This window comes from Methylobacterium sp. PvP105 (genome assembly GCF_017876975.1).
Classification (GTDB): domain Bacteria; phylum Pseudomonadota; class Alphaproteobacteria; order Rhizobiales; family Beijerinckiaceae; genus Methylobacterium; species Methylobacterium radiotolerans.
Genome location: NZ_JAGIPA010000001.1, coordinates 768673 through 795472, shown reverse-complemented (window position 1 = coordinate 795472; position 26800 = coordinate 768673). Strand labels below are relative to the sequence as shown.

Below are 26800 nucleotides of genomic sequence, written 5' to 3'. Positions count from 1 at the left end.
AGGGATCATGCCCGAGACCGGCCGCGACCCGACCCGCCCCTCGCCCGACGCCCTGCTCGAAGCGGCGCGCCGGGAAGAGCGGACGCGCGGCCGTCTCAAGGTGTTCCTCGGGGCCGCCCCCGGCGTCGGCAAGACCTACGAGATGCTGACCATCGGCCGGGCGCGCCTCAAGGCGGGGATCGACGTCGTGGTCGGCGTCGTCGAGACGCACGGCCGGGTCGAGACGGAGGCCCTCCTCGACGGCTTCAAGACGGTTCCCCGGCGGTCGGTGCCGTATCACGGCACCGTCCTCCAGGAGATGGACCTCGACGCCCTGCTCGCCCGCCGGCCGGCCCTCGCGCTGGTCGACGAGCTTGCGCACACCAACGCCCCGGGCTCGCGCCACCCGAAGCGCTACCAGGACGTCGAGGAGTTGCTCGACGCCGGCATCGACGTGCTCACGACGCTCAACATCCAGCACGTCGAGAGCCTCAACGACGTGGTCGCGTCGATCACCCGCATCCGGGTGCGCGAGACGGTCCCGGACGGCGTCCTCGACCGCGCCGACGACATCGAGGTGGTGGACCTCAATCCCGACGACCTGATCCAGCGCCTGAAGGACGGTAAGGTCTACGTCCCGACCCACGCCGAGCGCGCGCTCAAGCACTACTTCTCCCGCGGTAACCTGACGGCGCTCCGCGAGCTGGCCCTCCGGCGCACCGCCGACCGGGTCGACGACGAGTTGCTCGGCCACATGCGGGCCAACGCCATCGCCGGTCCCTGGGCGGCGGGCGAGCGCGTGCTGGTCTGCGTGAACGAGGATCCCCGCTCCTCCGGCCTGGTGCGCTACGCCAAGCGGCTGGCCGACCGCCTGCACGCCCCCTGGACGGCGCTCTCCATCGAGGGCGCGCGGGCGGCGGCCCTGAGCGAGGCGGAGCGCGACCGGATCGCCGAGGCCCTTCGGCTCGCCGACCGGCTCGGCGGCGACGCCATCACCCTGCCCGGCGGGCGCCGGATCGCCGACGACGTGCTCGACTACGCGCGCTCGGCCAACGTCAACCACATCGTCGTGGGCAAGGCGCACCGGTCCTGGCTGTTCGAGCTGCTCAACGGCTCGGTGGTGCACGACCTCGTGCGGCGGAGCGGCGCCATCAGCGTGCACGTCGTCCCCGGCGAGGCCGTCCCCGACGAGACGCCGCCGCGCCGCGCCGTGGCGGTGACCGCGCCGCGGCCGGGATTCGACGCGCGGCCCTACGCGATCGCCCTGGCGGCGATCGCCGCGGGGCTCGGCGCGGCCATCGTCGCGGAGCCCTACGCGGGCGTCGAGAACGCCGACCTGTTCCTGCTCACCGCCGTCGTGGCGGTGGCGGTGCGCTGGGGTCTCGGGCCGGCGCTCGCCGCGGTCGTGGCGGCCTCGCTCGCCTACAACTTCTTCTTCCTGCCGCCGGTCTACACGCTCACCATCGCCGACCCGACCAACGTCGCGGCCTTCCTGCTCTTCACCCTGGTGGCCGTCCTGGTCTCGAACCTCGCCTCGCGCGCGCGCCGCGTGGCGGTGGTCAGCCAGGGCCGCGCGCGGGCGACCGAGCGGCTGTTCGGCTTCTCGCGGAAGCTCGCCGCCTGCGGCACCCTCGACGACGTGCTCTGGGCCACCTGCGCCCAGGTCGCCGCGATGCTGAAGGTGCGCGTCGTCCTGCTGCTGCCCGACGGCCAAGCCGTGACGGTCAGGGCCGGCTACCCGCCCGAGGACATGCTCGACGAGGCCGACCTCGCGGCCGCGCAGTGGGCCTTCGACAACGACCGGCCCGCGGGCCGGGGCGCCGACACGCTGCCCGGTGCCAAGCGCCTGTTCCTGCCGATGCGGACCGGGCGCGGCACGATCGGGGTGATCGGCCTCGATTCCGACGGCACCGGGCCGATCCTGTCGCCGGAAGGCCGCCGCCTCCTCGACGCCCTGGCCGACATGGGCGCCCTCGCCATCGAGCGGGTCCGGCTCGTGGAGGATCTCGACCGGGCCGAGCGCGCCGCCGAGACCGACCGCCTGCGGCAGGCGCTGCTCACCTCGATCAGCCACGACCTGCGCACGCCGCTCGCCTCGGTGCTGGGCGCGGCCAGCACGCTGCGCGACCTCGACGCGGCGCTTCCCGCCGAAGCCAAGGCGGAGCTGCTGGCGACGATCATCGAGGAGTCGGAGCGGCTCAACCGCTTCATCGCCAACCTCCTCGACATGACCCGGCTGGAAGCCGGCGCGGTGGCGCCGAACCTCTCCGCCCAGGACGTGGCCGAGACGGTCGACACCGCTCTGCGCCGCACCCAGAAGATCCTGGCCGACCACCGCGTGGCCGTGGAGGTCGAGGCCGACCTGCCGGCCCTGGCGCTCGACCCGGTCCTGTTCGAGCAGGTCCTGGTCAACCTCCTCGACAACGCGGCCAAGTACGCGCCCGAGGGCTCGACCGTGACGGTCCGGGCGCGCCGCGCGGGCGACCGGGTCCGGATCGCCGTGCTGGACGAGGGCGACGGCCTGCCCGACGCCGATGTCGAGCGGGTCTTCGACAAGTTCTACCGCGTCCGGAAGGGCGACCGGGTCCGGGCCGGCACCGGCCTGGGCCTCGCGATCTCCCGGGGCTTCGTCGAGGCGATGGGCGGCACCGTCACGGCCGAGAATCGCCGCGACCGCGGCGGGGCCTGCTTCACCGTGAGCCTGCCGGTTCCGGCCCGGAATGCACCCAGGGACATCGCCGCATGAGCCCCGCCGTTCTGGTCGTCGACGACGAGCCGCCGATCCGCAAGCTCCTGCGCATGGGCCTGGCCACCCAGGGCTACGCCGTCCTGGAGGCGCCCGATGCGCGAACCGCCCTGGCGCTGCTCGGCCGCGAGGGGGTGGATCTCGTCATCCTCGACCTCGGACTGCCCGACATGCGCGGCCACGACCTGCTGCGGTCGGTGCGGGCGATCCATCCGGACCTCCCCGTGGTCGTCCTGTCGAGCCGCGACGACGAGGGCGGCAAGGTCGAGGCGCTCGATCTCGGCGCCAACGACTACGTGACCAAGCCGTTCGGCATGGCGGAGCTGCTGGCGCGCCTGCGGGCCGCCATGCGACACCAGCTCGCCGCGCGGGGCGAGCGGCCGATCTTCCGCGTCGACAACCTGTCGGTCGATCTGGTCCGCCGGATCGTGAAGGTCGACGAGGCCGAGGTGAAGCTCACGCCGCGCGAGTACGACTTCCTGCGCGTCCTGGTCCTGCACGCCGGCAAGGTGCTGACCCACGCGCAGCTGATGCGCTCCGTGCCGTCCTCGTCCGACCCGCAATACCTGCGCGTCTACGTGCGCCAGCTCCGCCAGAAGCTGGAGGCGGATCCCGAGCGGCCGCGGATCTTGCTGACCGAGACCGGCGTCGGCTACCGCCTGCGCGCGCCGGACGACGAGCCGGCCCCGCATTCCCGCGGCGCCGACGGCGCGACCGCCCACTGATTCCGAGGACGAGTTGATGCTTCGCAGCGCCCGCGATCCCGCGCTATGACGATGGATCGGATCCTCGCGCCCGCCGACGTACTCGTCGGCCTGCGCGCCGCCAGCAAGAAGGCGCTGCTCGAGGAGATGGCGTGCCGCGCGGCCAGCGCCCTCGGCCTCGCCGTGGAGACGGTCCTCTCGGCGCTGATCCGGCGCGAGACCCTGGGCTCGACCGGGATCGGCGACGGCATCGCCCTGCCGCATGCGCGGCTCGAGGCTGTCGCGCGCCCGTACGGGATCCTGGCCCGGCTCCGCGACCCGATCGAGTTCGATGCGGTCGACGACCGGCCGGTGGACCTCGTCGCTCTGCTCCTGCTCCCGACCGCCGCCGAGGGCGAGACGCTGAACGCGCTGGCCTGCGTGGCGCGGCGCCTGCGCGACCCGGGGGCCGCCGCGGCGATGCGCGGCGCGCGGGACGCGGCGGCGCTCCACGCGGCCGCGACGGGCCGTTAGGGGCGCCGCGCGGGCGTCAATGCGCGCCGCCGGTCTCCACGAACTTGAACAGGAAGACCGCGGCGATCACCCAGACGATCGGCTTCACCTCCCGGGCGCGGCCCGCGAACAGCTTGAGCGCGGCGTAGGTGATGAAGCCGCACGAGACGCCGGTGGCGATCGAGTAGGTGAAGGGCATCAGCAGGGCTGTGACGCAGGCCGGCACGACTTCGGTGAGGTCGTCCCAGTCGAGTTCCGTCAGCTCGCGCAGCATCAGGCAGGCGACGTAGAACAAGGCCGGCGCCGTGGCGTAGGCAGGCACCGCGCCCGCCAGGGGCGCGAAGAACAGACAGGCGAGGAACAGTACCGCCACGGTGGCGGCCGTGAGCCCGGTGCGGCCGCCCTCCTCGACGCCGGAGGCGCTCTCCAGATACGCCGTGGTGCTCGACGTGCCGAGGAGCGAGCCCGCGAAGACCGAGACGGAATCGGCCATCAGGGCCCGGTCGAGGCGGCGCATCCGCCCGTCGGTCAGTAGCCCGGCCCGGTTCGCCACGCCCATCAGCGTGCCGGTGGCGTCGAACAGCTCCACCAGGAACAGGACCAAGATCACGTTGAGCAGGCCCGCGGAGAGGGCGCCCGGAATGTCGAGGGCGAACAGCGTCGGGGCGATCGAGGGCGGAAGGGAGACGATGCCCTGAAAGGTGTTGCCGGCGAAGATGAAGCTCAATGCCGTGACGGTGAGGATGCTGGAGAGCAGCGCCGCCCGGACCTTCCGGGCGGAGAGGACCGCCACGATCAGGAAGCCGATCACCGCCAGGATCGCCTCGGGCTTGTGCAGGTCGCCGAGCGTGACGAAGGTCGCCGGGCTCGCCGCGACGAGGCCGGCGTTCTTGAGCGCGATGATCGCCAGGAACAGGCCGATCCCCACCGTGATGGCGATGCGCATGGATCGCGGGATCCCGTCGACGATGAGCGCGCGCAGGCCCGTCAGCGTCACGATCAGGAAGCACACGCCCGAGATGAACACAGCGCCGAGGGCCGCCTGCCAGCTGTAGCCGAGCTGCTGGACCACCACGTAGGTGAAGTACGCGTTGAGCCCCATCCCGGGCGCTAGGGCGATCGGGTAATTGGCGTAGAGCGCCATGATCAGCGAGCCGAGCGCCGCGACGAGGCAGGTCGCCACGAACACCGCGCCGCGCGGCATGCCGGCATCCCCCAGGATGCTCGGATTGATGAAGACGATGTAGGCCATCGTCAGGAAGGTGGTCAGCCCCGCCAGCAGCTCCGTGCGCACGCTGGTGCCGTGCTCGGCGAGGCGGAAGGTCCGCTCCAGGAAACCCGGCTTCGCCGTCGGCATCGTGTCCCGCGCGCGATCCATCACGGGAGCCCGGCCCGGCCGGCCGCCACGGCCCGGTAGATCCTGTCGGGCGTGAAGGGAGTCGCGGTCAGGCGGGCCCCGGTCGCGTCCCGGATGGCGTTGCCGAGCGCCGCCGCCACCGGGTTGAACGGCGACTCGCTCATGGACTTGGCCCCGAGGGGGCCGACGCTGTCGTGGGTGTCGGCGAACAGGACCTCGGTGTCGGGCACGTCGGCGCAGGCGGGGATGTGGTAGTCGCGGAACGTCTGCGTGACGAGGCTCCCGTCCGCGGCGATGCGGACGTCCTCGTAGAGAGCTGCGCCGAGCGCCTGCGCGATGCCGCCCTCGACCTGACCGCGGCACTGCATCGGGTTGATCACCCGCCCGGCATCGGCGGCGTGGACGCTCCTGAGAATCCGCACCGCGCCGCTCACCGGGTCGACCTCCACACGGAAGGCGTGGACGTTGAACGCCACCGAGCGCGGGCTGCCGTCGGCCCGGCCGGTCGCGTCGAGGGGACCGACCGCCGCCAGCGTCACCGGCCCCGCCGGCGTCTCGACCTGCTCCCCGTTCAGGCGGCACGAAGCTGGGGGCGCGCCCGCGATCTCCGCCGCCCGCGCGCAAATTCGCACCGCGAGCGCCTCGGCCGCGCGCAAGGTCGCCAGACCCGCCACCACGGTGCCGGTGCTCCCGTAGGCGCCCGTGTCGTGACCGACGATATCGGTGTCCGCGCCCGCGATGCGGACACGCTCCGGCGCGGCGCCGAGCGCCGATGCGGCGATCTGCCGATGCACCGTGCTGGTGCCGTTGCCGAACTCCGCCGTCCCCACGCGCACCGTGAAGTGCCCGTCGGCGTCCAGGCTGACCCGCGCGTCGGCGTGGTGGCCGCGCGGCGGGATCGTGTCGATCATCGCCATGGCCATGCCGGTCCCGGCGCGCCAGCCGGCCTCCGGATCGGGGCCCGGATCGGCCCGCAGCGCCTCCTCGACCAGGGTCAGGCACTGGTCGAGCCCGTAACTGCCGAAGATCACGTCGTGCGGTTCCAGGCTGTTCGACACCATGGCGTCGCCCGGCTTGACGGCGTTGCGCCGTCGCAGGGCGAACGGGTCGAGGCCGACTCCGCGGGCGACCTCGTCCAGGGCGGATTCGAGCGCGAAGATCGTCTGGCTCAGCCCGTAGCCCCGGAAGGCGCCCGCCGGCACCGTGTGGGTGTAGACGGCGCGGCCGCTCACCTGCTTATTCGGGCAGACATAGGCGGCCAGCACCTCGTGGCAGGCGTGGTGGATCACGCCGCCCGCGTGGTTCCCGTAGGCGCCGGTATCGGACAGGACATCGAGGCTGAGCGCCGTGAGGGTGCCGTCCCGGCGGGCGCCGACTTTCACGTCCACCCGCATCGGGTGGCGCGTCGTCGTCCCGACGAACTGCTCCTCGCGGGTCAGCTCCCAGCGCACGGGCCGCCCGGTGTACAGGACCGCCAGGGCGACGAGGTCCTCGGTCAGCATCTCCTGCTTGCCGCCGAAGCCGCCCCCGACCCGGGCGCAGACGACGCGCACCGCGTCCTTCTCCAAGCCGAACAGGTCCGCCAGCGCGTCCCGGGTCAGGAACGGCACCTGGGTGCTGGTGCGCAGCGTCAGGCGGCCGTCCTCGGCGCGCCAGCCGATGCAGCCGTGGGTCTCCATGGCAGCGTGCTGGACGCGCTGCGACCGGAACGTCCCCGCGTAGACGAAGTCCGCCTCGGCGAAGCCCCCGTCCACGTCGCCGACGGCGCCGTGCACCTCTCCGGCGAGGTTGGGATGGCGCCCGAGGGGCGGTGCGTCCTCGCCCGGGCAGTCGCGGGGGTCGTGAACCCGGGGCGCGTCGGCCTCGAGGGCGCGCTCCGGATCGAGGAGCGCCGGTCGGACCTCGTAGGTCACTCGCAGGGCGCGACATCCGGCCTCCGCGGCCGCCTCCGTCTCCGCCACAACGGCGGCGACGCGCTGGCCGACGAACCGCAGGATCGGGTCGAGCACCCGCGTGTCGGAGGCGTCGTCCCGCGGATCCTCGTGGCGGGCGGTCGAGAACCGGCGCGGCGGTGCGTCGGCGTGGGTCAGCACGGCGACCACGCCCGGCACGGCGCGGGCCGCCGACGCGTCGACCGCGACGATCCGGGCATGGGCGTGCGGCGAGCGCAGCACCTTGAGATGGAGCGTGTCGCCGAGCGGCAGGTCCATCGTGAAGCGGGCGCGCCCGGACACCACCAGCGGCGCGGCCGGCGCCGCGAGGTTGCGGCCCACGGGATCGCCGCAGGCCCCGCTCTCGACCGGATGCGTGCCGCCCACGATGGCCTCGCGCACGGCCCGGTAGCCGGTGCAGCGGCAGAGATTGCCCTTCAGGGCGGTGCCGAGATCCTGCTTCTGGCCCTGGTTGAGGCTCGCGGCCGTCATGATCATGCCGGGCGTGCAGAAGCCGCACTGGAAGCCCTGGGCCGCCAGGAACGCCTCCTGCATCGGGTGGAGCGCCGTCGGCTCGGCCGCGTCGGCACGGCAGGGACCGGCCAACCCCTCGATGGTGGTCACGCTCCGCCCCTCGGCGCGGAAGGCCGGCATCAGGCAGCTGTGCACGGGCTCGCCGTCCAGATGGATCGTGCAGGCGCCGCAATCGCCGGCGTCGCAGCCTTTCTTCACGCCGAACCATCCGGCCTCGCGCAGGTAGGTCCTGAGGCACTGCCCCGCCCGCGGCGCACCCTCGTGCGCGGCACCGTTGATCGTGAGCTTCATGACGCGGCTCCCGGCGACGGCGCCGCGTCGAGCGACCCGCGGATCTCCTCGGCGAAGTGACGGGTCATGTGGCGGCGCCAGTCGGGCCGCCCGTGAACATCGTCATGGTAGAGGGCATCCGGGACCGCGTCGTCGAGCGCCCGCACCAGCTCGGCCCGACCCGGAAGCCCCTCGAAGGCGAGGCGGAGCGGCCGCTTGACCGAGGCCGTGACTGTGAGCGCGAACGCGCCGTCGGCGCCGCGCGTCCCGATCAGCAGCGCGCCGGAGCGGCCGTTCGGGCTGAGGCTGACGCGGCGGAAAGCCGTGCGCCGCGCGAGCGCGGCGGCCGGCATCGACAGGCTCCGCAGGATCTCCCCCGGCGCGAGCGCGTTCCGCTGCGGCGCGAGGACGAAGTCGAGGATGGAGACGGTGCGCTCAGCTCCGTCCCGGGACCAGATCGTGCAGGTGCCGTCCAGGGCCGTCGCGAGGGAGATCATCGGGCCGGCCGGGAGGGCTAGGCAGATATTCCCGCCGACCGTGGCCACAGTCCAGATCTTGAAGGAGCCGAGCAGGGCGCGGCAGCACTGGCCGACAAGCGGCGCCGCGTTCCATCCCGACGGCAGCTCGAGCCGGTCGAGTTGCGCGATGGTGCAGGTCGCCGCGAGGGTGAGGCCGTGCGCGTCGATCGCGTGCGGAGTCCATTCCAGGGCCGCGAGGTCGACGAGGCGCCGCGTCCCGACCTGCGGCTCGGAGAACAGCCACGTCCCGCCCCCCAAGCAGGCATCGCCGTCCGCCCAGGCGGGGAGCTCGGAACGATTCTTCGGCCGGACGACGGTCTCGATCGTGTGGAGGTCCATGCCCGCTCGCCGGTCCGAGGCCGGTTCGGCCCGGCCCTGCACTATGCCGGTTTCCATGAGGCCTCGGTCAAGCCGCACCGACACGTTCGAACCTTGGCGCCCCCACGCGCGTCGGCCTAGGATGAATAAGATTTGCGTGAGATGGCCGGCGACGGTCCGGTCGGAGATCCCCATGGCCCTGACGGCATCGCGGTACGGCAAGGAACGGGTCCGGGTGCTGCGCCTCGCCCGTGACGGCGACCACCACACGCCGCGCGAAGTGACCCTGTCGGTCATGCTGACCGGGCGCTTCGAGGCCGCCTGGACCGGGGGTGACAACCGCGCTTCCATCGCCACCGACAGCATCCGGAACATCGTCAACGTCACGGCGGCGCGGAACCTCGCGCTCGACGCCGAGGGATTCGTCGTCGCGGTTGCGCGGGTGCTGCTCGAGACCTATCCCCAGGTCGAGACGGTGGCGATCGAGGCGGAGGAGGTCCGCTGGCTGCGGCACGCGATCGCCGACGCGCCGCACGGCCATACCTTCACGCGCGACGGGAACGGCGCCGGCTTCGCGGGTCTCACCGCCGATCGGAGCGGCTCGACCCTGCGCTCCGGTCTGCGCGGGTACACCTTCATGAAGACCACGCAGTCGGGCTGGACGGGCTTCGTGGCGGACCAGTACCGGACCCTGCCAGACACGACCGACCGCATCGCCGCCACCAGCATGGACGCGACCTGGACCTGGGCCTCGGCCCCGCAGGATCACGGCGCGGCCAATGCGCGGATCCTCGCGACGCTGCTGACTGTGTTCGGCACCACCTACAGCCGCGGGATTCAGGACAGCATGTACCGGATGGGCGAGGCGGCCCTGGCCGCCGTCCCCGAACTGGCCGAGATCGGCTTCGTCATGCCCAACAAGCACTACCTGCCGATCGACCTCGCGCCGTTCGGCCTCGACAACCCGGGCACGGTCTTCCTGCCGACCGACGAGCCCTACGGCCGCATCGAGGCGACGATCGGCCGGACGGGCTGACGCGGGCACCGACGCCGGCCTCGTCCCGCGGCGGGCGCGTCGGACCGACCGGACTCCGCACGTCATCGTGCGGCGTCGCCGGGCGAGATGCGGCGCTTCGCGCAGATCCTACAAAGGCGGGCCGGAAGGCCTCCCGGGTGGCGTCGGCCACACACAACGTAAAATAGTGGCGCCCTTGATCAAGGCTGTTTCGCTGCGCCTTACAGCTGTGTTTGTGGTCTTTATCGAACATCGCTGCACGCATCGTCCCACTCCACGCTTTTTGGTCAGGAGGCGAACCATCTTAACGGCCGCGCAACGGTGTCGTCCTATGCCAGACATCGCTATAGCAGGGCCTCGACAGACATCTGACGTCGCCCAGCCCGATAGAAAGCGGACTCGGTCAAGAAGATCTTGATCTGACCGCCCAGGTGCGCGTTTCGGCCGCACCCTCATCACGGGATGCGGAGGAATCGATGTTCGAGGGCGCGAAGGTTCGGAGAGATCAGGCTGCCAAGCTCGCGGCCCTCAGCCGGTCACTGGCCGCGATCGAATTCGCGCTGGACGGCACGATCCTCGACGCGAACCCGAATTTCTTGGCGACGGTGGGCTACACGCTCGAGGAGATCCGCGGCCGGCATCACAGCCTCTTCGTTCCGCCGACCGAGCTGGGGAGCGACGCCTATCGGGAGTTCTGGGACAGCCTGCGACGCGGCACCTTCGCCAGTGCCGAGTACAAGCGGCTCGCCAAGGGTGGACGGGAGGTCTGGATCCAGGCCTCCTACAACCCGGTGCTCGACGCCAGCGGCAAGCCGGTGAAGATCGTCAAGTTCGCCACGGACATCACTGACCAGAAGCTCCGCGCCCTCGATCTCGAAGGGCAGATCAGCGCGCTGCACCGCTCGCAGGCGGTGATCGCCTTCTCGCTCGACGGCACGATCCTGACCGCCAACGCCAATTTCCTCGACGCCGTGGGCTATCGGCTCGACGAGATCGTCGGTCGGCATCACAGCCTGTTCGTCGGCGAGGCGGAGCGCGTCGGCGAGGAGTACCGGATGTTCTGGGCCGCACTCGCGCGAGGGGAGTTCCAGTCCGGCGCGTTCAGGCGCACCGGAAAAGGGGGTCGCGAGATCTGGATCCAGGCGACCTACAACCCGATCACGGACGCGGATGGACGGCCCGTCCGGGTCGTCAAGTTCGCCACAGACATCACCGCCCAGGTCCACGAACGGCAGCAGCGCGCCGCCGCGCAGCGCGCCATCGGCGCGGAGCTGGACGCCATCGGCGACGCCGTGGCGGACGTGACCCGGCAAGCCGACGCGGCGGTCGCGCGCGTGGGCCGCGTGTCCGGCGACATCCGGTCGGTGGCCACCGGCGCGGAGCAGCTGTCGGCCTCGGTGGACGAGATCAGCCAGCAAGTGAGCCACGCCGCCGAGACGGCCGGGCAAGCCGTGGAGCAGGCGCAGCGCACCGGCCGGATCGTGACGGGCCTCAGCGACCAGGCCGCCCAGATCGGCGAGGTTCTGGGCCTCATCTCCGGCATCGCCGCGCAGACGAACCTGCTCGCGCTCAACGCCACCATCGAGGCGGCCCGCGCCGGCGAGGCCGGTCGCGGCTTCGCGGTGGTGGCGTCGGAGGTGAAGATTCTGGCGGCGCAGACCGGCCGCGCCACGGATCAGATCCGCCACCAGATCGCCTCGACGCAGGCGGCGACCCGCGAAGCCGTCGACGCCATCGACGCGATCCAGGGCACGATCCGGACATTGAACGCGGTCTCGTCGACCATCGCGGCGGCGGTAGAGGAGCAATCCGCGGTGATGCGCGAGATGTCGGGCAGCATGCAGACCGCCGCGGAGGACGTCTCGGCGATTTCCGGCGGGATGACCACGATCGCGCAGGCGAGCGGCCGGGCGGACCGAGCGGCGCGGCAGGTCCGGGAGACCGCCCGGGCCTTCGGGTGAGGCGATCCGGGCGGTCGACGCCGGCTCAGGGCGGTTCGGCGCCTTCGTCCGCGCGCTCGTCCTCGACCAGGCGCCCGATCCGCGGGATCAGCGGGCAGTCGACCGTGCAGCGCAACCCGTCGGGCTCGAAAGCGAGCGCGACGGTCGCGCGCAGCTCGTAGCTCAACATCTCGGTGAGCACCTGCATGCCGAAGCCGCGCCGGCTCGGCGGCGTGACGCCCGTGCCGCCCGTTTCCTTCCAGACGAGCGTCAAGTCGCCGGGCGCGCTCGTCCCGTCCCCCGCGACCGCCCAGGTAACGTCGACACCGCCCTTCGAGAGACCGAAGGCGCCGTGCTCGACCGCGTTGCTGCAGAGTTCGTGGACCGCCAGGGCCATCAGCTGCGCGGCCTTAGGCCTGAGGCGCACGGAAGGGCCCTCCAGCGTCGCCTGCTCGCCTTCGCGGATCAGGTGGACCATCAACTCGTCGGAGATCAGCGTGTGCAGGCTGACCTCGCCGAAGGTGTCGGCCGCGACCCGCACGCGCGCGATAGCGTCGAGCCGACCTTCGAGGTGCGTCGCGTAGCCGTCGACGGTCTCCGCGGTCTCGGCGGAGAGCCGCAGGACGGCCCGCAGCATCGCCAACGTGTCGCGCAGGCCGTGACGCAGACCGTCCGGTGTCCCGGTCTCGTCCAGGAGGCGGCGCAGACGGGCATTGTCCGCTTCGAGCTGCGCGAGGCGCGCGTCCGTTGCTGCAGGCTCTGCCATGTTCGCTCTCTCAGCGCCGAAAGCCGGGAGGGTTCGTGTATCTCAGATAACGTGCGACGGTCCTGCGCCAGCATCACAGGCCGGAGATTTTTGCTCAACCGGGCCGGCGAAGCCGGCACCAGAGCAGCTGATCTGAACACGGGCCGACGCGTCAGAGTCGTGCGGGACCGGAAACCGCCTAGGCCGCGAGCCCGGCCGATCGTCGCAGATATTCACCGCGTTGCCGGAGTCTGATCCGATCTGGGCACGCGGACCGGCAATGGTTCTCCCAGCTGGTCCAGAATTCTCAGACCTCCGATGAACGAGGCAAGCATCGCGCCAACATGACGCACCGGAATGCTCGCGGTACCATCGGGTATGCCCGGGGACGACGTGACCTTCGCTGAAGAAGCACGATCGACGCCCTTTGGGCCCGACGCGCCGGCCTCTCGATACTCCTGATCCTGCGAGTCCGCCGACGAGCGAGCGCCGGTTGCGTGAGAATCCAGGGCTACGGCCGCGCCCTGCGCGATACGGCCGATCCGCCGAGAGACGCGAAATCGCGAGCGGTAGGGCGACGCGTGCGCCTGCCCAGGGGGGCTCGCATACGCCCGACGCCGGGCCGGCGTCCGACCCTTGTTTCGGCCCCGCTAACCATCTTAGAGGCCCTCGCCTACCCGTGACCGCCTTTGATGCGCGGGAGACAGATGCGTGGCGGAACGTAGCTTGCGGAAGGCGGGACGGCTGAAGCGGCTCTGGCCCGGGCGCTCGGCCGCCCTTCCGCCTGCACCGCGCCCGCCGGGACCCGCCCTCCTTCCCGAGCCGCCGCCGCTCCGAAGCCTCACGGCCTCGGAGTTGATCGCTATGGCGCGGCAAGCCCGCGCCGCGTCCGCTGAGCGGGATCCGGCAAAACCCCCGAGCGTTTCCTGACGTTCACTGCGCTCTGCCGGGAGGTCCCATGGGACTGGTCGCTTTCATCGTCTTCGTCTGTCCCTGGATGGGCGTCGCCGGTCTGCTGTGGCTGCGCGCCCAGCAGGCCAAGCCGCTCTGATGGGCCCTCATCGCGGCGGCGCTCCGCGATGATCGCTGGCAAGATTCTTCCGTCGACGCGTCCGCTCGGGCGCGCGCCACAGGGTGCGTCCACACCGCCCGCGGACCGGGGAGCGGATGCCCCGTGCTCCCGACCTGGGCTCAGGCCTTCCGCGAGGGGACAGAGAGGAGTCCGGCCTGCACTTCCGCGCGTACCGCGCGCTGACGAGCGAGGCCGGTGACCTGTTCCGTTCCAGTCACGGTCTCCGCAAGGCGCACCAGCACCGCCGAGTCGTTCTCGTTCGGTACGGTGAAGCGGGACAGAACATCCAGCTCGACCGCCGCCCAGTTGCCCGGCTCCCGACATCGCGCGTCTCCACACTGCTGCCCATCGATATTGATCTCTGATGGTCAAGCGGGCGGTCGAGATGCATTAGATGCGGGCCTGCCCGAGGTAAATACATGACAACTTTCGATCGATAATCTCAATTTTCGTAAATTCGAACTGTCGCGCCGGCGCGTGTAATTCTCGTGAGCGATTGATTTTCTGCGGCTCGTAAAATAGACGCGGTCTCGAGGTCATGCCTCGGACCGCATCTATGGTATCTTTCCCTATTCGGCGTGATGATCACTATGATTTGGGTTTCCGGACCGTCGTGATCGGCTTCACGGCCTCGTTATTGTGTATTCCGTTCGCATTCGGTTGCGTTTCGGCATTTCAATTCGGCACCATCGACTCCTCCAGTCGGTCCCTGGTCAGAGAGATCGAAGTTGTCAGGCTTCTCGGCACCATGAAGCAGCTGACTCAGGAACTACGCGCGCTCGACCATCTGGCGCACGCCGCATCGACCGATCGGGCGCGCCGCGACGAGGCCGCCCGGACTGCGCAGGTGCGCGACGCATTCACACGGGCCTGGAGCGCCTATGCGCCGACCGTCCGGACGGCGGATGAGCGGAAGCGGGCGCAATGTCTGTGGGAAGCCTGGCAGCACTTCCTGACCGCGGAGGCCGAAGCAGCCGCCCTCGACCGAGCCGGGGAGCGCGATCTCGCCGAGACGGTCCTGATGACAGTGTCGCAGGCCGACGCGGCGGCCTTCACGCAGGCGGCCGACGCGGTGCTGAGCGACCACGAGGCAGGGATCACGGAGCTGATCGATGCTGTCGACGCCGCCGGCACGACCTATCGTCTGGCGCTCGCGATCGGCTCGTGGGGCGCCGCCCTCGCTGCCCTGGGGCTGATGCGTCTCGCCCTGCGCCGCGTCGCGCACCCGATGACCGCGCTGGCCTCCGCCCTGCAGCGACTGGCCGACAACGACCTCACGGTTTCGATCCCTTCGACGTCGCGTCCCGCCGAACTCGGCGTCATGGCGGCCGCGACGAGAGCCGTTCAGGAGACCCTGCGGAACGCGGCGCGGCGCGACGCGGAGGCTGCTCGGTTGCAAAGTCAGGGCGAGCAGCGCCGCATCGTGGTCGAAGAAGCGACCGTGCGGGTCGAAAGCGCGATCGCCGGCATCGTCGAGACCGTGAGTTCCAGCGCCGCGGCGCTGCGCGGCACCGCCGACGGCGTCGGCCGTTCGATCTGCGAGACGGCACGTCGATCGACGATGATGAACGACCTGCTCGCGCAGGCGCGATCCAGCGTCCGGCGGGTCGCCGACTCCGCCGGCCTGCTCGGGGCGGCGGTCGGCGAGGTCGGCGCGCAGGCGGAGGCCGCCGCAACCCTGGCCGAGACAGCCGCGGCGGAGGCGGAGCAGTCGACCGCCCGTGTGCAGGCGCTCAGCGGCGCCGCGGACCGGATCGGCGACGGAGTCCGCCTCCTCGCCAAGGTCACCGCCCAGACCGATCTTCTGGCGCTCAATGCCACGATCGAGGCCGCCCGGGCCGGCGACGCGGGCCGCGGCTTCGCCGTGGTCGCTTCCGAAGTGAAGGCGCTGGCCGCGCAGACCAAGGACGCCACCGACACCATCGGCCAGCACGTGGCCGAGATCCGCGGCTCCACCGCGGAGGCGGTATCGGCGATCGCGGGCGTCGCGGCGCGGATCGAGGGCATGAGCCGCGCCGCGCGTTCCATCGTGGATGCCGTGGAGCGGCAGGGCGCGGCCGCGCGGGAGATCGCGCAGACCATCGCGGCGGCGGCCGACGGCACCGACCGGTTGGACACCGACAGCGCGGGCGTCGCCGACACGCCGGAGGCGGTCGATCGGGCCGCGACCGCCGTGCTCACCGCGGCGGAGAGCCTGACGCAGGACGCCGCGCGTCTCGGCGACGAGATCGCCGGCATCTTGGAGAGCCTCCGTGCGGCCTGAATTGTGTGGCGCGGCGAGCGGGACGGAACACGCCTGATGACCTGGACCGTGTGGGTGCGCGGCCGCTTCGCCGGCGGATCGCTCCGAAGGGCAGCCCTCGTCCTCGTCCTCGTGGCTTGGACACTGCCGGCCTCCGCTACCACCATCGCGTTGCTGATGCCGCCGCCCGCCCTCGCCCGGCGCCTGCACGACGGCCTCGGCGAGCAGGCGCAGGCGCGCGGGGTGGCCGCCCGCTTCGCCCACGCGCCCGAAGGTGCGGGCGAGGTGCAGATCGCGCAGGCGCGGCGGTTCATCGCCGAGAAGGTCGACGCCCTCGTGGTGATGCCGGTCGACCCGACGGCCCGCGAGGAGATCACCCGGCTGGCCCTGGGGATGGATGTCCCGCTGGTCCTCATCGGCCAGGGCCCGCGCACGGACTGGTTTGCCGGACGCGTCACGCATGTCGTTCCGAACGACCTCGTTGCCGGGCGCCTGCAGATGCGCAAGCTCGCCCAGATGCTGGGCGGGGCCGGGCGCGTCGCGATCATCGCGGGCAGCCTCTCCGACCCCGGCTCAGTGCTCCGCCAGAGGGGCGCCGGGGAGGTGCTCTCGGTGAGCCCGGGCCTCCGTCTCGTCGCGGAGACGACCGCGGATGGAAGCCGCGCGTCGGCGCGGGTCGTCGTCGGCGGGTGGATCGCCCGCGGCATCGGCATCGATGCGATCGCCGCCGGCAGTGACGAGATGGCGCTCGGCGCCGCCGATGCGATCGAGGCGGCCGGGATCCCCGTAGGCCGAATCCTCATCGGCGGCGCGGATGCAACTGCGGACGGCATGCAGGCGATGCAGGACAAGCGCCTCGCCGTGACGATCTACCAAGACGCCGGCACCCAGAGCCGTCGCGCGATCGACGACGCTCTGGGACTGATCCGGCGCGAGCCGGTTCCGCAATACGACTGGGTGCCGTCCGAACTCGTCACGGACCGCATGTCGACCACCCATTTCTCGCGCTAGGACCGCTCCGCCCGGGCAAGCCTCGGGCGGCTGGTCGACGATTCGGTCGGCCGCCGCGCCGGTTCAGCCCATCAATGCGCCATCAGGCAGCAGAGACTGTTCGCCTGCAGGATGTCGCGGGTAGCGCCACCGAAAGCCCATTCCCGAAGGCGCGAGTGGCCGTAGGCACCCATGACGATCAGGTCGGCCTGCTGCTCGCGGGCGAAGCGCAGGATTTCCTCCCCGTCGCTCACCGCCGTGGTCAGCAGGTGGGTCGTGACCGCCGCGCCGTGGAGCTTGAGATGGGCGGCGACCTCCTCGGCCCCTTCGAGACGGGCGCCCTGACCGGTCGTAACGACGAAGACCTGGCCGGCGGAGCGCAGGAACGGCAGGGCGCCCGACACCGCCCGCCGGGCCTCCGGCGTATCCTTCCAGGCCACGACGATCCGGCGGCCCGGTTCCCCGGCATGGTGCTGCGGGACGACCAGGACGGGGCGTCCCGCCTCCATCAGGACGGGTGCGACCGCCACGCCGAACGGGCTCGGATCGATCTCGGTCTCGCCGGCCCCGCCCACCACGATCAGGTCGGCGGCGCGGCCCCGCTCAACGAGATGGGCGAACGACCGCTCCGTGCCGCCCCGCCAGGCGGTGCGGGGCGCCGCGCCGGCGCAGCGGGCGAAGACGGCCTCCGCGCGCTCCACCTCCTGCAGGATCTTCGCTTTCGAGCGCTCGTACTGGGCCTGCGCATCCCGGATGTCGTGGGCGAAGAGCGGCGCCGGCACCTCGGCGGCGGCGGCGCCGGTCAGCGTCGCGTCGAAGCGGCGCGCCAGCGCGGCCGCGAGCCGGACGCGGTCGGCCGTCGCCTCGGCGAAATCCACGGATACCAAGATGTTGGCGTAGGACATGGCGGTCTCCTCGCGGGCCGTGACCGAACCCCCGCGCCACTGTCGGCGGACGCGCGAGCGGCGGCCTTGATCCAGCGCAATCGCCTCGCCGCGCTCAGAATCGCGGCCCCGGCCTTGAGCTGAATCAACGCGTCCGCGTCCGGGCCGCGGCAGAGCTGCCGCGTTTGTCCCCCCTGGAGACCGCGATGTCCGCCCTCGAACTGCCGAGTGCAGTCAACCTCGCGCGAGCCCAATTCGCGCTCACCGTCGTCTGGCACTTCCTGTTCCCGGCCTTCACCATCGGGCTCGCGAGCTATCTCGCCGTGCTCGAAGGCTTCTGGCTGCGGACGGGCAAGGCCGTCTATCTCGACACCTACCGCTACTGGCTCCGCATCTTCGCCGTCGCCTTCGCGATGGGCGTCGTGTCGGGCCTGGTCATGAGCTACCAGTTCGGCACGAACTGGTCGGTCTTCGCCGACCGGACGGCGCCGGTGCTCGGGCCGCTCCTCGGCTACGAGGTGCTCACGGCCTTCTTCCTGGAAGCCGGCTTCCTCGGCGTCATGCTGTTCGGCTTGGAACGGGTCGGCAAGGGACTGCACTTCCTGGCGACCTGCCTCGTCGCCGTCGGCACCCTGACCTCGGCGTTCTGGATCCTCTCGGCCAATTCCTGGATGCAGACGCCCACCGGCCACGTCGTCGGGCCGGACGGCCGCTTCAACCCGGCCGACTGGTGGGCGATCGTCTTCAACCCGTCCTTCCCCTACCGCTTCGCCCACACGGTCACGGGCGCCTACCTCACCACCGCGATGATCGTCGGCGCCGTGGGCGCGTGGCACCTGCTGCGGGACCGGGCCAATCCCCGGGCCCGGCTGATGTTCTCGATGGCCATGTGGATGGCCGCCGCGGTGGCGCCGGCCCAGCTTGTGATCGGCGACCTGCACGGTGGCAATTCCTACGCGCACCAGCCCGCCAAGGTCGCGGCCATGGAGGGGCACTTCCGGACGGAGCGCCGGGCCCCCGCGATCCTGTTCGGCTGGCCGGACGCGGAGGCGGGTGAGGTGCGCGACCGGATCGGGATTCCCGGCCTCGCCAGCCTTTACCTGACCCACGAGCTCGACGGTGAGGTCCGCGGGCTCAACGACATGCCGCGCGACCTCTGGCCGACCAACCTCCCCCTGGTCTTCTGGTCGTTCCGGATCATGGTCGGCCTCGGCCTGCTGATGATCGCCCTCGGCCTCGCCGCGCTGTGGTTGCGCCATCGGGGGCGGCTCTATGACACCCCCTGGCTGCACCGCTTCGCCGTCGGCATGGGACCGTCCGGCCTGATCGCCGTCACGGCCGGCTGGACGGTGACGGAGGCCGGCCGTCAGCCCTTCACGGTCTACGGCGCGCTGCGCACGATCGACAGCGTGTCCCCGGTGGCGGCCCCGGCCGTCGCGGCGTCGCTGGCGGCCTTCGCGGCGGTGTACCTCGCGGTGTTCGGCGCGGGCATCTGGTACCTCCTGCACCTGTTCAATCAAGCGCCGCATGCCCACGAGCCCGGGCCGCCGCCCGGACAGCCGATCCGCACCGCCGGCATCACGCCCGCCCCCGCCCTCGTCGCCGGCGCGCAGGATGCCGGCCGCCCCCTCGCGCAGCCCGCGGAGTAGTCCCGATGTCCCTCGATCTCACGCTCATCTGGGCGCTCCTCATCGCCACCGCGGTCTTCCTCTACGTGGTGATGGATGGCTTCGACCTCGGGGTCGGCATCCTGTTCCCGGCGGTCCGCGGCAAGGCGGACCGGGACGTCATGGTCAACACCGTTGCGCCGGTCTGGGACGGCAACGAGACTTGGCTGATCCTCGGCGGCGGCGGGCTCTTCGCGGTGTTTCCGCTCGCCTACGCCACGATCCTGCCGGCGCTCTACATGCCGCTGATCCTGATGCTCCTGGCGCTGGTGTTCCGCGGCGTCGCCTTCGAGATGCGGTTCCGCGCGGCCTCGCCCGGGAGCCAACGGACCTGGGACCGGTCCTTCTCGTGGGGCAGCTACGTGGCGACCTTCTGCCAGGGCATCTGCCTCGGCGCCCTGGTCCAGGGCATCCGGGTCGAGGGCCGCGCCTACGCGGGCGGCTGGTGGGACTGGCTGACGCCGTTCTCGGTGCTGACCGGCGCCGCCCTTGTGGCCGGCTACGGCCTGCTCGGCGCCTGCTGGCTGATCTGGAAGACGCAGGGCGACCTCCAGCTCCGGGCCTACCGGCTCGCGCGCCGGCTCGGCCTCGTCACTCTGGCGGCCATCGTGGTCGTCTCGGCCGCGATGCCGATCCTGAGCGAGGCGTTCCGGGCGCGCTGGCTGTCCTGGCCGAACCTCGCCCTGGCCGCGCCGGTGCCGGCTCTGGTCGCGCTGCTGGCGTGGCGCTTCTTCGTCGCGCTCGATCGACGGGCCGAGGTGACGCCGTTCCTCTGTGCCCTGGGGCTGTTCCTGATGTCGTATGTCGGGCTCGGGATCAGCCTGTGGCCGATGATCGTCCCGCCCGCGATCTCGATCTGGGACGCGGCGACCCACCCGAGCAGCCAAGCCTTCCTGCTGGCCGGCGCGGTGGTCCTGGTGCCGATGGTCCTGGCCTACACGGGCTACGTCTACTGGCTGTTCCGCGGCAAGGTCGCGGCGGGCGCGCCGGGCTATCACTGAGGCCGCGGCCCGTCGCGGGCGCGGGCCGGCGTGGGCGCCCTTGACGAAGCGCGCGACGTCGTCCGCGACCGAGAACCGGAGATTGAACGGGAAGCTCATCGCGTGAACGATCTGCCCGTGGCCGAGACCGGGGTAGATCTTCACGGTCTCCTTGCCGTCGAAGCCCCGCAGCGCGCGGTCGAGCGCGAGGGTTCCGGCAGGGTTGACGTCGAGATCCGCCGCGCCGGTGGCCAGCAGCATCGCGGGATGGGAACCCGCGGCGTGGTTGATCGGCTGCAGAGCCGGGTCGCTGCCCACGAACACCTGGCGATCCAGCGGATCGGTCAGAGCCGACGTCGCGTAGGGCCCGGCCAGACCGACGATGCCGGCGAGCTTCGCGGGACTCGAGCCGGCCCTGTCGAGCCAGGTCCGGTCGAGACCCAGCATCGCGGCGGCCCAGGCCCCCGAGGAATGCCCCACGACGGTGACGCGGGCGGGATCGCCGCCGTACGCGGCCGCGTGCGCGATGGTCCAGGCGACCGCGGCGGCGTTGTCCGCGAGGATGTCGGGGAGGGTCGCCGCCGGGACGTGGCGGTACTCGGGGATGACCGCGACGACACCCCTGCGCGCGAACGCCGCGCCGACATAGGCGACCTCGTCCTTGGATCCGGTCCGCCACCCGCCGCCGTACAGGAACACGGCGACCGGCCGCGGCTTCCCCGCGGGTGGCCGGTAGATGTCGGCCCGGTGCTCGCTCCCGGCAGCGTAGGGGACGCCCTTGTCGACGTGCACGTCCAGCGGCGCGAGCGCGTTCAGGACCGCGAGGGTCAGGCCGACAATCGTGTCACCCAGGTAGCTCAGCATGGACTCGGCCTCCGTCGGGTCGGAGTTCAGGCGCGTCTCTGAACGGGCCGCGTGGGCGGTCGCTCTACGTCAGCTCGACGACGCCGAGGCGGTCTGTGACCGGGATCGGCACCCGCCTGCCCGCGGGAAGATCCACCACGCTCACGGCGCCGTCGTCGTCGAAGCGATGGAGGCGTGCCCGCCGGGGCTGCCGTGACAAGCAGAGCTCGGCGGTGCGCGCCGGCATGTCCGGCCGCGCTGCCCGGCCGCGCCGGTTCCAGCCGTCGAGGCCGAGCCAGATCGGGACGAGCGTCGCCCCGTCCCGCCGCACGAAGCGCGCGGTGACGAGATCGGGAACGGGGGCGGCGAGCGTGACGTCGCGGTCGGCCGGAACCGCGGCGATCTCCGCGGCGGGGGCGCCGAACAGCCGGACGAGGTTGCGCACCGCCGCGAAGGCGGGTGTCGGCCGGCCATCGTGGGCGAGGAGGCCGAAACGGCTCTCGGGATCCGCGTCGCCGCGGTCGAAACTGGAGATCAGCTCGTACAGGTAAGTCCGCCGCACACCTTGAAGGTAGCTCCAGAGCAGCATCCGCGGGAGGTATCGGGCGCGCAGGCCCGGCGAGATCGGCAGGTGGGCGCTGCCGGTGGCGAGCGCCGTGTGATAGCCGTTCTCGGTCGCGATCACCGGCGCGTCACCGAAGACCGGGCGCGCGGCCGCGACGAAGCGCGCGAGGCTGCCCCCACCGTCGGTTTCCGGGTGCTCGGCCCCCGGATAGGCGTGGATGTTCGCGAGGTCGACCACCGCGGCGAGGTTCTGCGCCGCCGCGACGTTGCCCTGGATGTAGCTCGGTCCGGCAACGCGGACGGCCCGGGCCCGGTCATCCGCCCGCACCGCGCGGAACAGGGCCGCCTGGTGATCGGCCGACAGCCGTGCGAGGCCCGGCCGCGCCGCTACCGGCGGCTCGTTGCCGCCCTCCGCCACGAGGAGCCCGTCGCCGGCCCAGCCGGCGATCTCGGCGAAGCGCTCGGGTGGCACCCGCGGCCCGGGCGTGAGCCCGTCGTAGAAGATCAGGCTGAAGCGGTAGCCCCGGTCGGCAAGATCGGCGATCCGCTCGAACTGCCCGGCCGGCTCGTCACCGATCAGCACGATGTCGTCGCGCAGGTGCCGGATCCCGAGTTCGTCGAGGGCCTGGGCGCAGGCGGCGAAGCGGTCGACGTAGGGGCTGCCGCGATGGCCGAGATGCACGTTGACGCCGATCGAGTCGATCAGCGCCTCGCAGCGGTGCAGCGGCTCGGCCGCGGCGGCGCGACCGGACGCGAGGGCGCCCGCCGCCAGGGCGAGGGCCGACCGGCGCGTGAGCCGGGTCACGTCCGGCCCGCCAGGGTCAGCTCGCCTCGCGGCGCGGCGGCGGCCGCGGTGACGCGCGTCGCGTGGGCGCGCCGGACAGCCCGCAGGAGATCCTGCAGCGCCTCGGTGACGCGGGCCTGAGCCTCTTGGGAGCCGAAATTGTGGTCCACGCCCGGCACCACCGTCACGGGTGCGCCGACGCGGCGGTCCGCTGGGCCGGGCGAGCGTCCGAGATGGCGGCGGACGGCCGCGAGCCCGGGGTCGCCGGCACTGTAGAGCAGGCGGATCTCGGCCCCCCTGCGACGCAGGGCGGCGATCCGCCGGGCGGGCGAGCCCCCGGGCGGTCCGGGGCGGAGAGCCCGGCGGATCCTGCGAAACGCGGCCACGATTCCGCGCCGGGCCAGGGCGGCGGCGATCGCGAGGATCCGGATCTCGCCGCGGATCAGCCGGCGCCACGTCGCACCACGCTTGAGCAGAGCCGCGTAGGTGGACGCGCTGCCGAAGGTCTGCCGGATGACCTGGTCGAGGTCCTGATCCGGATCCCAGTCGAAGCAGTAGAGGTTGAGCAGCAGCGCCCCGTCGACCCGGCGGTCCCGACAGAGCGCGTGGAAGGCCGCGTAGGCGCCGCTGCACCCGCCCACGAGCAGGATCGGGCCGCCCGTTCCGGCGATCGCGTCGATCGCCGCCGCGACGTCGGAGAAGCCGTCCGCGGCGAAGAGGGGCTTGCGGCCGTCCGACCGGTCGTCGCTGTCGCCGATGCCGCGCAGGTCGAACCGGAACGACGCGACCCCCTCAGCGGCGAGGCGCCGGGCCAGATCCGTGGTCTGGCGCCCCCAGCCGGAATGCACGCTCATGCCGGTCGAGACGAACAGGATCGTCGGCGCCGCTCCCTCCCCTCGGTCCGGCCGGCACCGGATGCCGAGCAGGCCGTGGCCGAAGCGGACCGGCACCTCCGCCCAGCCCGGCCCGGTCAGACCGTTCGCGAGCCGGCCGTCGGCGGCGGTGCCGCCGGATCGCGGCCCGGCGACCGGCATGCCTTCGGTCGCGAAGCCGATCACGCGGGCGAAGTCCGCGTCCGGGACATCGGAGAAGATCGGGTCGGCGACGAGCGCCGCGAGACCCGGGAACGCGCCCGTCGCCACGTCGCAACCGAGGGCGCCGAGGCGGGCGGCCAGCGCCTTGGTCTCGGCCGCGAGGAGCAGCGCGTGTCCGGCAGGCGCCCGCCGGAGCCGCGCGAGATTCAAGTCGGCGAGATCGGCCAGGAACGCGGCTTCCATCCGGAAGCCGCCGACGGTGAGGCAATCCGGGTCCTGCGCCGGGGCGGACCCGTCCGGCAGGCGGCCGATCGTCTGCGCCCGCAGCCGCATCTCGCGGAGATAGGCGCGTCCGGTGGTGACCGGCGCCAGCAGGACGAGGCGGTCCACGGCCTCGCCCTCTGCGGCCAGCGCCGCGAAGGTCGCGCCGAGGCGCAGGCCGACGACGACGATCTCGGTGACGCCGGTTGTCGCGCGCAGGAAGCGGACCGCCCGCCAGACCGCCGCGACGCAGGCATCGACCCGGGCCTCCCCGGGATCGGCCGAGTCCCCCTCGCCCGGATAGTCGAAGCGCAGCGTCGGGCAACCTGCCGCGGCGAGGCCTTCGGCCAGCGAGCGCCAGGGCCGATGCGCGGCCATCTGCTCGAATCCGTAGGCCCCGCAGAGGACCACGCCGCGCATCCCGGCCGCCGGATGAAGCCACCCGAACAGCCCCTCGAACGTCACCGGCACCGCGGCCTCGGACCGGACCTCACCTGTCATGACCGAAGTCCACGATCTCGCCGCTGTTGATCGCCCGCACGCACCCGCGCGGAAGCCGGGCGGCTTCCGCGAACCTGATGATCCGGCTCGACCCGGGCGCGAGATGGAAGCCGCTGTCATCCGGCCGCGCTCCGGGGGCCAGAACCTGAACGCCGAGGGCGAAGCGCTCGGTGCTGATCCGCAGACCCGGTCCTGCCCCGGTCGCCACCGGCTCGGCCCTGAGCCCGACGGCCGATTGGTCGACCGGCCGCGCGCCGGGGAAGTAGAAGCTCTCGGCGATCGCGCGCCCGTCGGCGTCGCTCAGCCGCGCGTGCGCGAGATCGTGGATGCGCGGTCCGAAACAATAGCTGTCGGTGGCGTCGAAGAAGCGGCCGAGCAGGGCGGCAGAGGTGAGCGTGAGCGCCGCCCGCGAGCCGACCAGAAGGTCGCGCTCGGCGCGCGCCGCGACGCGGCCCGCGACATCGCAGAAGGTCAGCGTCAAGGTCAGCGCACGCGCCGCGGCCGTCTCGTTGAGGACGTGGACGTGCAGGCCGTCGAGGCCCTCGTCGGCGAGGAGAACCTGGACCGGGCGGAAGGCGCGCTTCAACGCGTACCAGGCGGATTTCGGCCGCTGCGTCCAGTCGATCACGCCCCAGCCGGCGCCCGGCGCGAGGTCGCGCAGCATCAGGACGATGCCGCCGGCCGTCGGCGAGCGCGGGCGGCGCCACTCCGCGAAGGTCGCCTCCATGACCTCGGCCACCGCGGCGCGGCCGAGGTCGAGGTAGCGGTCCGGGTCGTCGGCGCGCAGCGCGGCCGGATCGACGTCGTAGAGCGCGGCGACGTAATGGTCGCGCACCCCCTCGAAGTCCCAGTCGGCACCCCGATCCCGCGGGATGCCGGCCTGCCAGAGCGGATCGGCCGGCCCGGTCGGGCTCGGCGTGCCGGGATCTGGCGGGTTGGCGAAGGCGAGGCACTCGCTGGCGAACCCGACCTCGGCCCGGCGGGCATCCTCGAGCGGACGACGATAGGCGCCGACACCGAAATAGTGGGTGCAGCCCGCGCGCGGCGAGAAGGGCAGGTCGCCACCCGAGGGGGAGTTCGGCGTCACGACGAGATCGGGGCGCCGCTCCGCGACGCGTTGTGGAAGCGTCTCCACGCAGAAGGTGTCGGCCCAGACGGCGCGCGGAGCACCGAGCATCGCCGCCTGCTGCCAGACCTCGCTGCCGCCGCAGACCACGCAGAGCGACGGTGCGGTCTGCGTCCGGTCGAGGAATCCCGACAGCTCGCGCTCGAGCGCGGCTGCGAAGGCCGGATCGTCGTGCGGGTAGTCGAAGTTGGCGAGCATCAGGTCCTGCCAGACCAGGATGCCGAGCTCGTCGCAGAGGTCGTAGAAGTCCGGGGCTGGATAGAGCGTCGTCCCCGGGACGCGCAGCATGTTCATGCCGGCCTCGCGCGCCAGCCGGAGCAGCGTCTCAGTGCCGTCCGAGCCCAGCCCGACGAGGTCCGGCGGCGTCCAGACGGCGCCCCGGCAGAAGACCGGCACGCCGTTCACGGCCAGCGCGAGGCCCTCCTCGAAGGGCCGCGCGAGCGACAGGGTCCGGAAGCCGACGCGGCCCAGGTCGATCCGCGCACCGTCGACGCGGATCTCAACCGGGTGGAGGTTCGGCGCGCCGTGAGTATGCGGCCACCAGGGCGCGATGCCCGGCAGCGCCAGCTCGCCCGCGAACAGCCCCGGCTCGACCGCGGCGAGCGGGATTTCCTCGCCGCCGCACCGGAGGATCACGGGGCCGACCGGCCTGTCGACCCGCAGGCGCACGGCGAGGCGCCCGACGTCGCCGTCGAGCGTGGAACGCACATCCGCGGCGCTCGCGCGGGGGCGGACAGGCTCGACTGTCAGCGGGCGGTAGGGACCGACGAGGTCGATCCCGGGGCACCAGCCCGGCATGAAGCCGAGGACGCTCGTGCGCACATGGCGCAGCGACCCGGGCGTGATCATCCGCGGCCGCCAGCGCCCGCGCTTGGCCGGACGGTCGAGCTCCGACCCGAGCGCGCGGAAGCAGAGGACGAGATCGGAGACGTCGCCGAGGACCGCGTCGACGGCGTGTTCCTCGAACATCGAGCGCACGCACAGGAGCGGGACGCCGTCGAGCCAGACCTCGGCGATCGTGGCGAGACCCGCGAAGCGCAGCCGGGCCGAGCCGGAACCGGTGATGCGTGTCCGATACCAGACGTCGCGATCGTGGATCGGCTCCGGCGTCGCCTCGCTCCAGCGTCCGGCCGCCCGCAGGGCGGACGCGGCGGTGCCGGGAACCTCGGCCGCGATCCAGTCGGTGACCCCGTCGAGCTCGCCGGGGCCCGCGCAGGCGCCCGGCGGCGTCACGGCGAGCCGCCACGGCCCCAGCTGGACCTCCGGCGCCCGGTCGTCGAGGCTGCGGATGCGGGCCATCGCG

17 protein-coding genes and 1 pseudogene are annotated in these 26800 nt (G+C 72.2%); 9 read left to right on the top strand and 9 right to left on the bottom strand.

The features are described 5' to 3' along the window. The first annotated feature begins 7 nt into the window (after window positions 1–7). Genes J3A75_RS03830 through J3A75_RS03820 form a run of 3 tightly spaced genes read left to right on the top strand, consistent with a single transcriptional unit; the run spans window position 8 to window position 3942 of the window. A complete protein-coding gene (locus J3A75_RS03830) occupies window positions 8–2725 on the top strand; it encodes a sensor histidine kinase (RefSeq protein ID WP_070998319.1) in 2718 nt (905 codons plus the stop codon). Continuing rightward, on the top strand, window positions 2722–3450 hold the full coding sequence (locus tag J3A75_RS03825; RefSeq protein ID WP_070998316.1) for a response regulator: 729 nt from the start codon (window positions 2722–2724) through the stop codon (window positions 3448–3450). The genes J3A75_RS03830 and J3A75_RS03825 overlap by 4 nt, the downstream gene beginning before the upstream one ends. A gap of 45 nt (window positions 3451–3495) precedes the next feature. After that, entirely contained in the window at window positions 3496–3942 is a 447-nt protein-coding gene (locus J3A75_RS03820; protein ID WP_024827811.1) for a PTS sugar transporter subunit IIA, read from the top strand. Window positions 3943–3958: 16 nt separating this feature from the next. On the opposite strand, the gene J3A75_RS03815 is transcribed toward J3A75_RS03820, so the two are convergent. Genes J3A75_RS03815 through J3A75_RS03805 form a run of 3 tightly spaced genes read right to left on the bottom strand, consistent with a single transcriptional unit; the run spans window position 3959 to window position 8870 of the window. Continuing rightward, a complete protein-coding gene (locus tag J3A75_RS03815; protein WP_024827812.1) occupies window positions 3959–5299 on the bottom strand; it encodes an NCS2 family permease in 1341 nt (446 codons plus the stop codon). Next, the gene (locus J3A75_RS03810; protein WP_127991830.1) at window positions 5299–8034 is read right to left on the bottom strand and encodes a molybdopterin-dependent oxidoreductase; all 2736 of its coding nucleotides are present in this window, start codon (window positions 8032–8034) and stop codon (window positions 5299–5301) included. The genes J3A75_RS03815 and J3A75_RS03810 overlap by 1 nt, the downstream gene beginning before the upstream one ends. Continuing rightward, window positions 8031–8870 (bottom strand): FAD binding domain-containing protein, encoded by an 840-nt coding sequence (locus J3A75_RS03805; protein ID WP_209649707.1) that lies wholly within the window; start codon window positions 8868–8870, stop codon window positions 8031–8033. Before J3A75_RS03805 ends, J3A75_RS03810 begins: the two co-directional genes overlap by 4 nt. Window positions 8871–9042: 172 nt before the next feature. Here J3A75_RS03805 and pucL point away from each other — a divergent pair, with 172 nt between their 5' ends. Both pucL and J3A75_RS03795 read left to right on the top strand, forming a co-directional pair. Continuing rightward, window positions 9043–9885: a factor-independent urate hydroxylase gene (gene pucL / locus J3A75_RS03800; protein ID WP_012317223.1), complete on the top strand. Its 843-nt coding sequence runs from the start codon at window positions 9043–9045 to the stop codon at window positions 9883–9885. 455 nt (window positions 9886–10340) lie between these two features. After that, entirely contained in the window at window positions 10341–11825 is a 1485-nt protein-coding gene (locus J3A75_RS03795; RefSeq protein WP_070998310.1) for a PAS domain S-box protein, read from the top strand. 25 nt (window positions 11826–11850) lie between these two features. Here the strand turns inward: J3A75_RS03795 and J3A75_RS03790 are convergent, their stop codons facing one another. After that, entirely contained in the window at window positions 11851–12570 is a 720-nt protein-coding gene (locus J3A75_RS03790; protein ID WP_070998308.1) for a sensor histidine kinase, read from the bottom strand. A gap of 1664 nt (window positions 12571–14234) precedes the next feature. Here J3A75_RS03790 and J3A75_RS03785 point away from each other — a divergent pair. Then, entirely contained in the window at window positions 14235–15884 is a 1650-nt protein-coding gene (locus J3A75_RS03785) for a methyl-accepting chemotaxis protein (protein ID WP_312892334.1), read from the top strand. 36 nt (window positions 15885–15920) lie between these two features. Continuing rightward, on the top strand, window positions 15921–16874 hold the full coding sequence (locus J3A75_RS03780) for a substrate-binding domain-containing protein (RefSeq protein WP_244632904.1): 954 nt from the start codon (window positions 15921–15923) through the stop codon (window positions 16872–16874). A gap of 71 nt (window positions 16875–16945) precedes the next feature. Here the strand turns inward: J3A75_RS03780 and J3A75_RS03775 are convergent, their stop codons facing one another. Further along, a complete protein-coding gene (locus J3A75_RS03775; RefSeq protein WP_070998304.1) occupies window positions 16946–17758 on the bottom strand; it encodes a universal stress protein in 813 nt (270 codons plus the stop codon). 185 nt (window positions 17759–17943) lie between these two features. On the opposite strand from J3A75_RS03775, the gene J3A75_RS03770 reads away from it, so the two are divergent. Then, on the top strand, window positions 17944–19386 hold the full coding sequence (locus tag J3A75_RS03770; protein ID WP_012317217.1) for a cytochrome ubiquinol oxidase subunit I: 1443 nt from the start codon (window positions 17944–17946) through the stop codon (window positions 19384–19386). 5 nt (window positions 19387–19391) lie between these two features. Then, window positions 19392–20405: a cytochrome d ubiquinol oxidase subunit II gene (cydB, locus tag J3A75_RS03765; RefSeq protein WP_012317216.1), complete on the top strand. Its 1014-nt coding sequence runs from the start codon at window positions 19392–19394 to the stop codon at window positions 20403–20405. Window positions 20406–20657: 252 nt separating this feature from the next. Here cydB and J3A75_RS36345 read toward each other — a convergent pair. The 4 genes and pseudogenes from J3A75_RS36345 to J3A75_RS03745 all read right to left on the bottom strand — a co-directional run. Beyond that, window positions 20658–21248: pseudogene (locus J3A75_RS36345) on the bottom strand (alpha/beta hydrolase); the annotation flags it as partial. A 64-nt stretch (window positions 21249–21312) separates the two neighbouring features. After that, the gene (locus J3A75_RS03755) at window positions 21313–22596 is read right to left on the bottom strand and encodes a hypothetical protein (RefSeq protein ID WP_209649703.1); all 1284 of its coding nucleotides are present in this window, start codon (window positions 22594–22596) and stop codon (window positions 21313–21315) included. Further along, the gene (locus tag J3A75_RS03750) at window positions 22593–24371 is read right to left on the bottom strand and encodes an alpha/beta fold hydrolase (RefSeq protein WP_070998300.1); all 1779 of its coding nucleotides are present in this window, start codon (window positions 24369–24371) and stop codon (window positions 22593–22595) included. Before J3A75_RS03750 ends, J3A75_RS03755 begins: the two co-directional genes overlap by 4 nt. After that, on the bottom strand, window positions 24361–26796 hold the full coding sequence (locus J3A75_RS03745; protein WP_070998298.1) for a glycosyl hydrolase 2 galactose-binding domain-containing protein: 2436 nt from the start codon (window positions 26794–26796) through the stop codon (window positions 24361–24363). Before J3A75_RS03745 ends, J3A75_RS03750 begins: the two co-directional genes overlap by 11 nt. Window positions 26797–26800 lie beyond the last annotated feature (4 nt).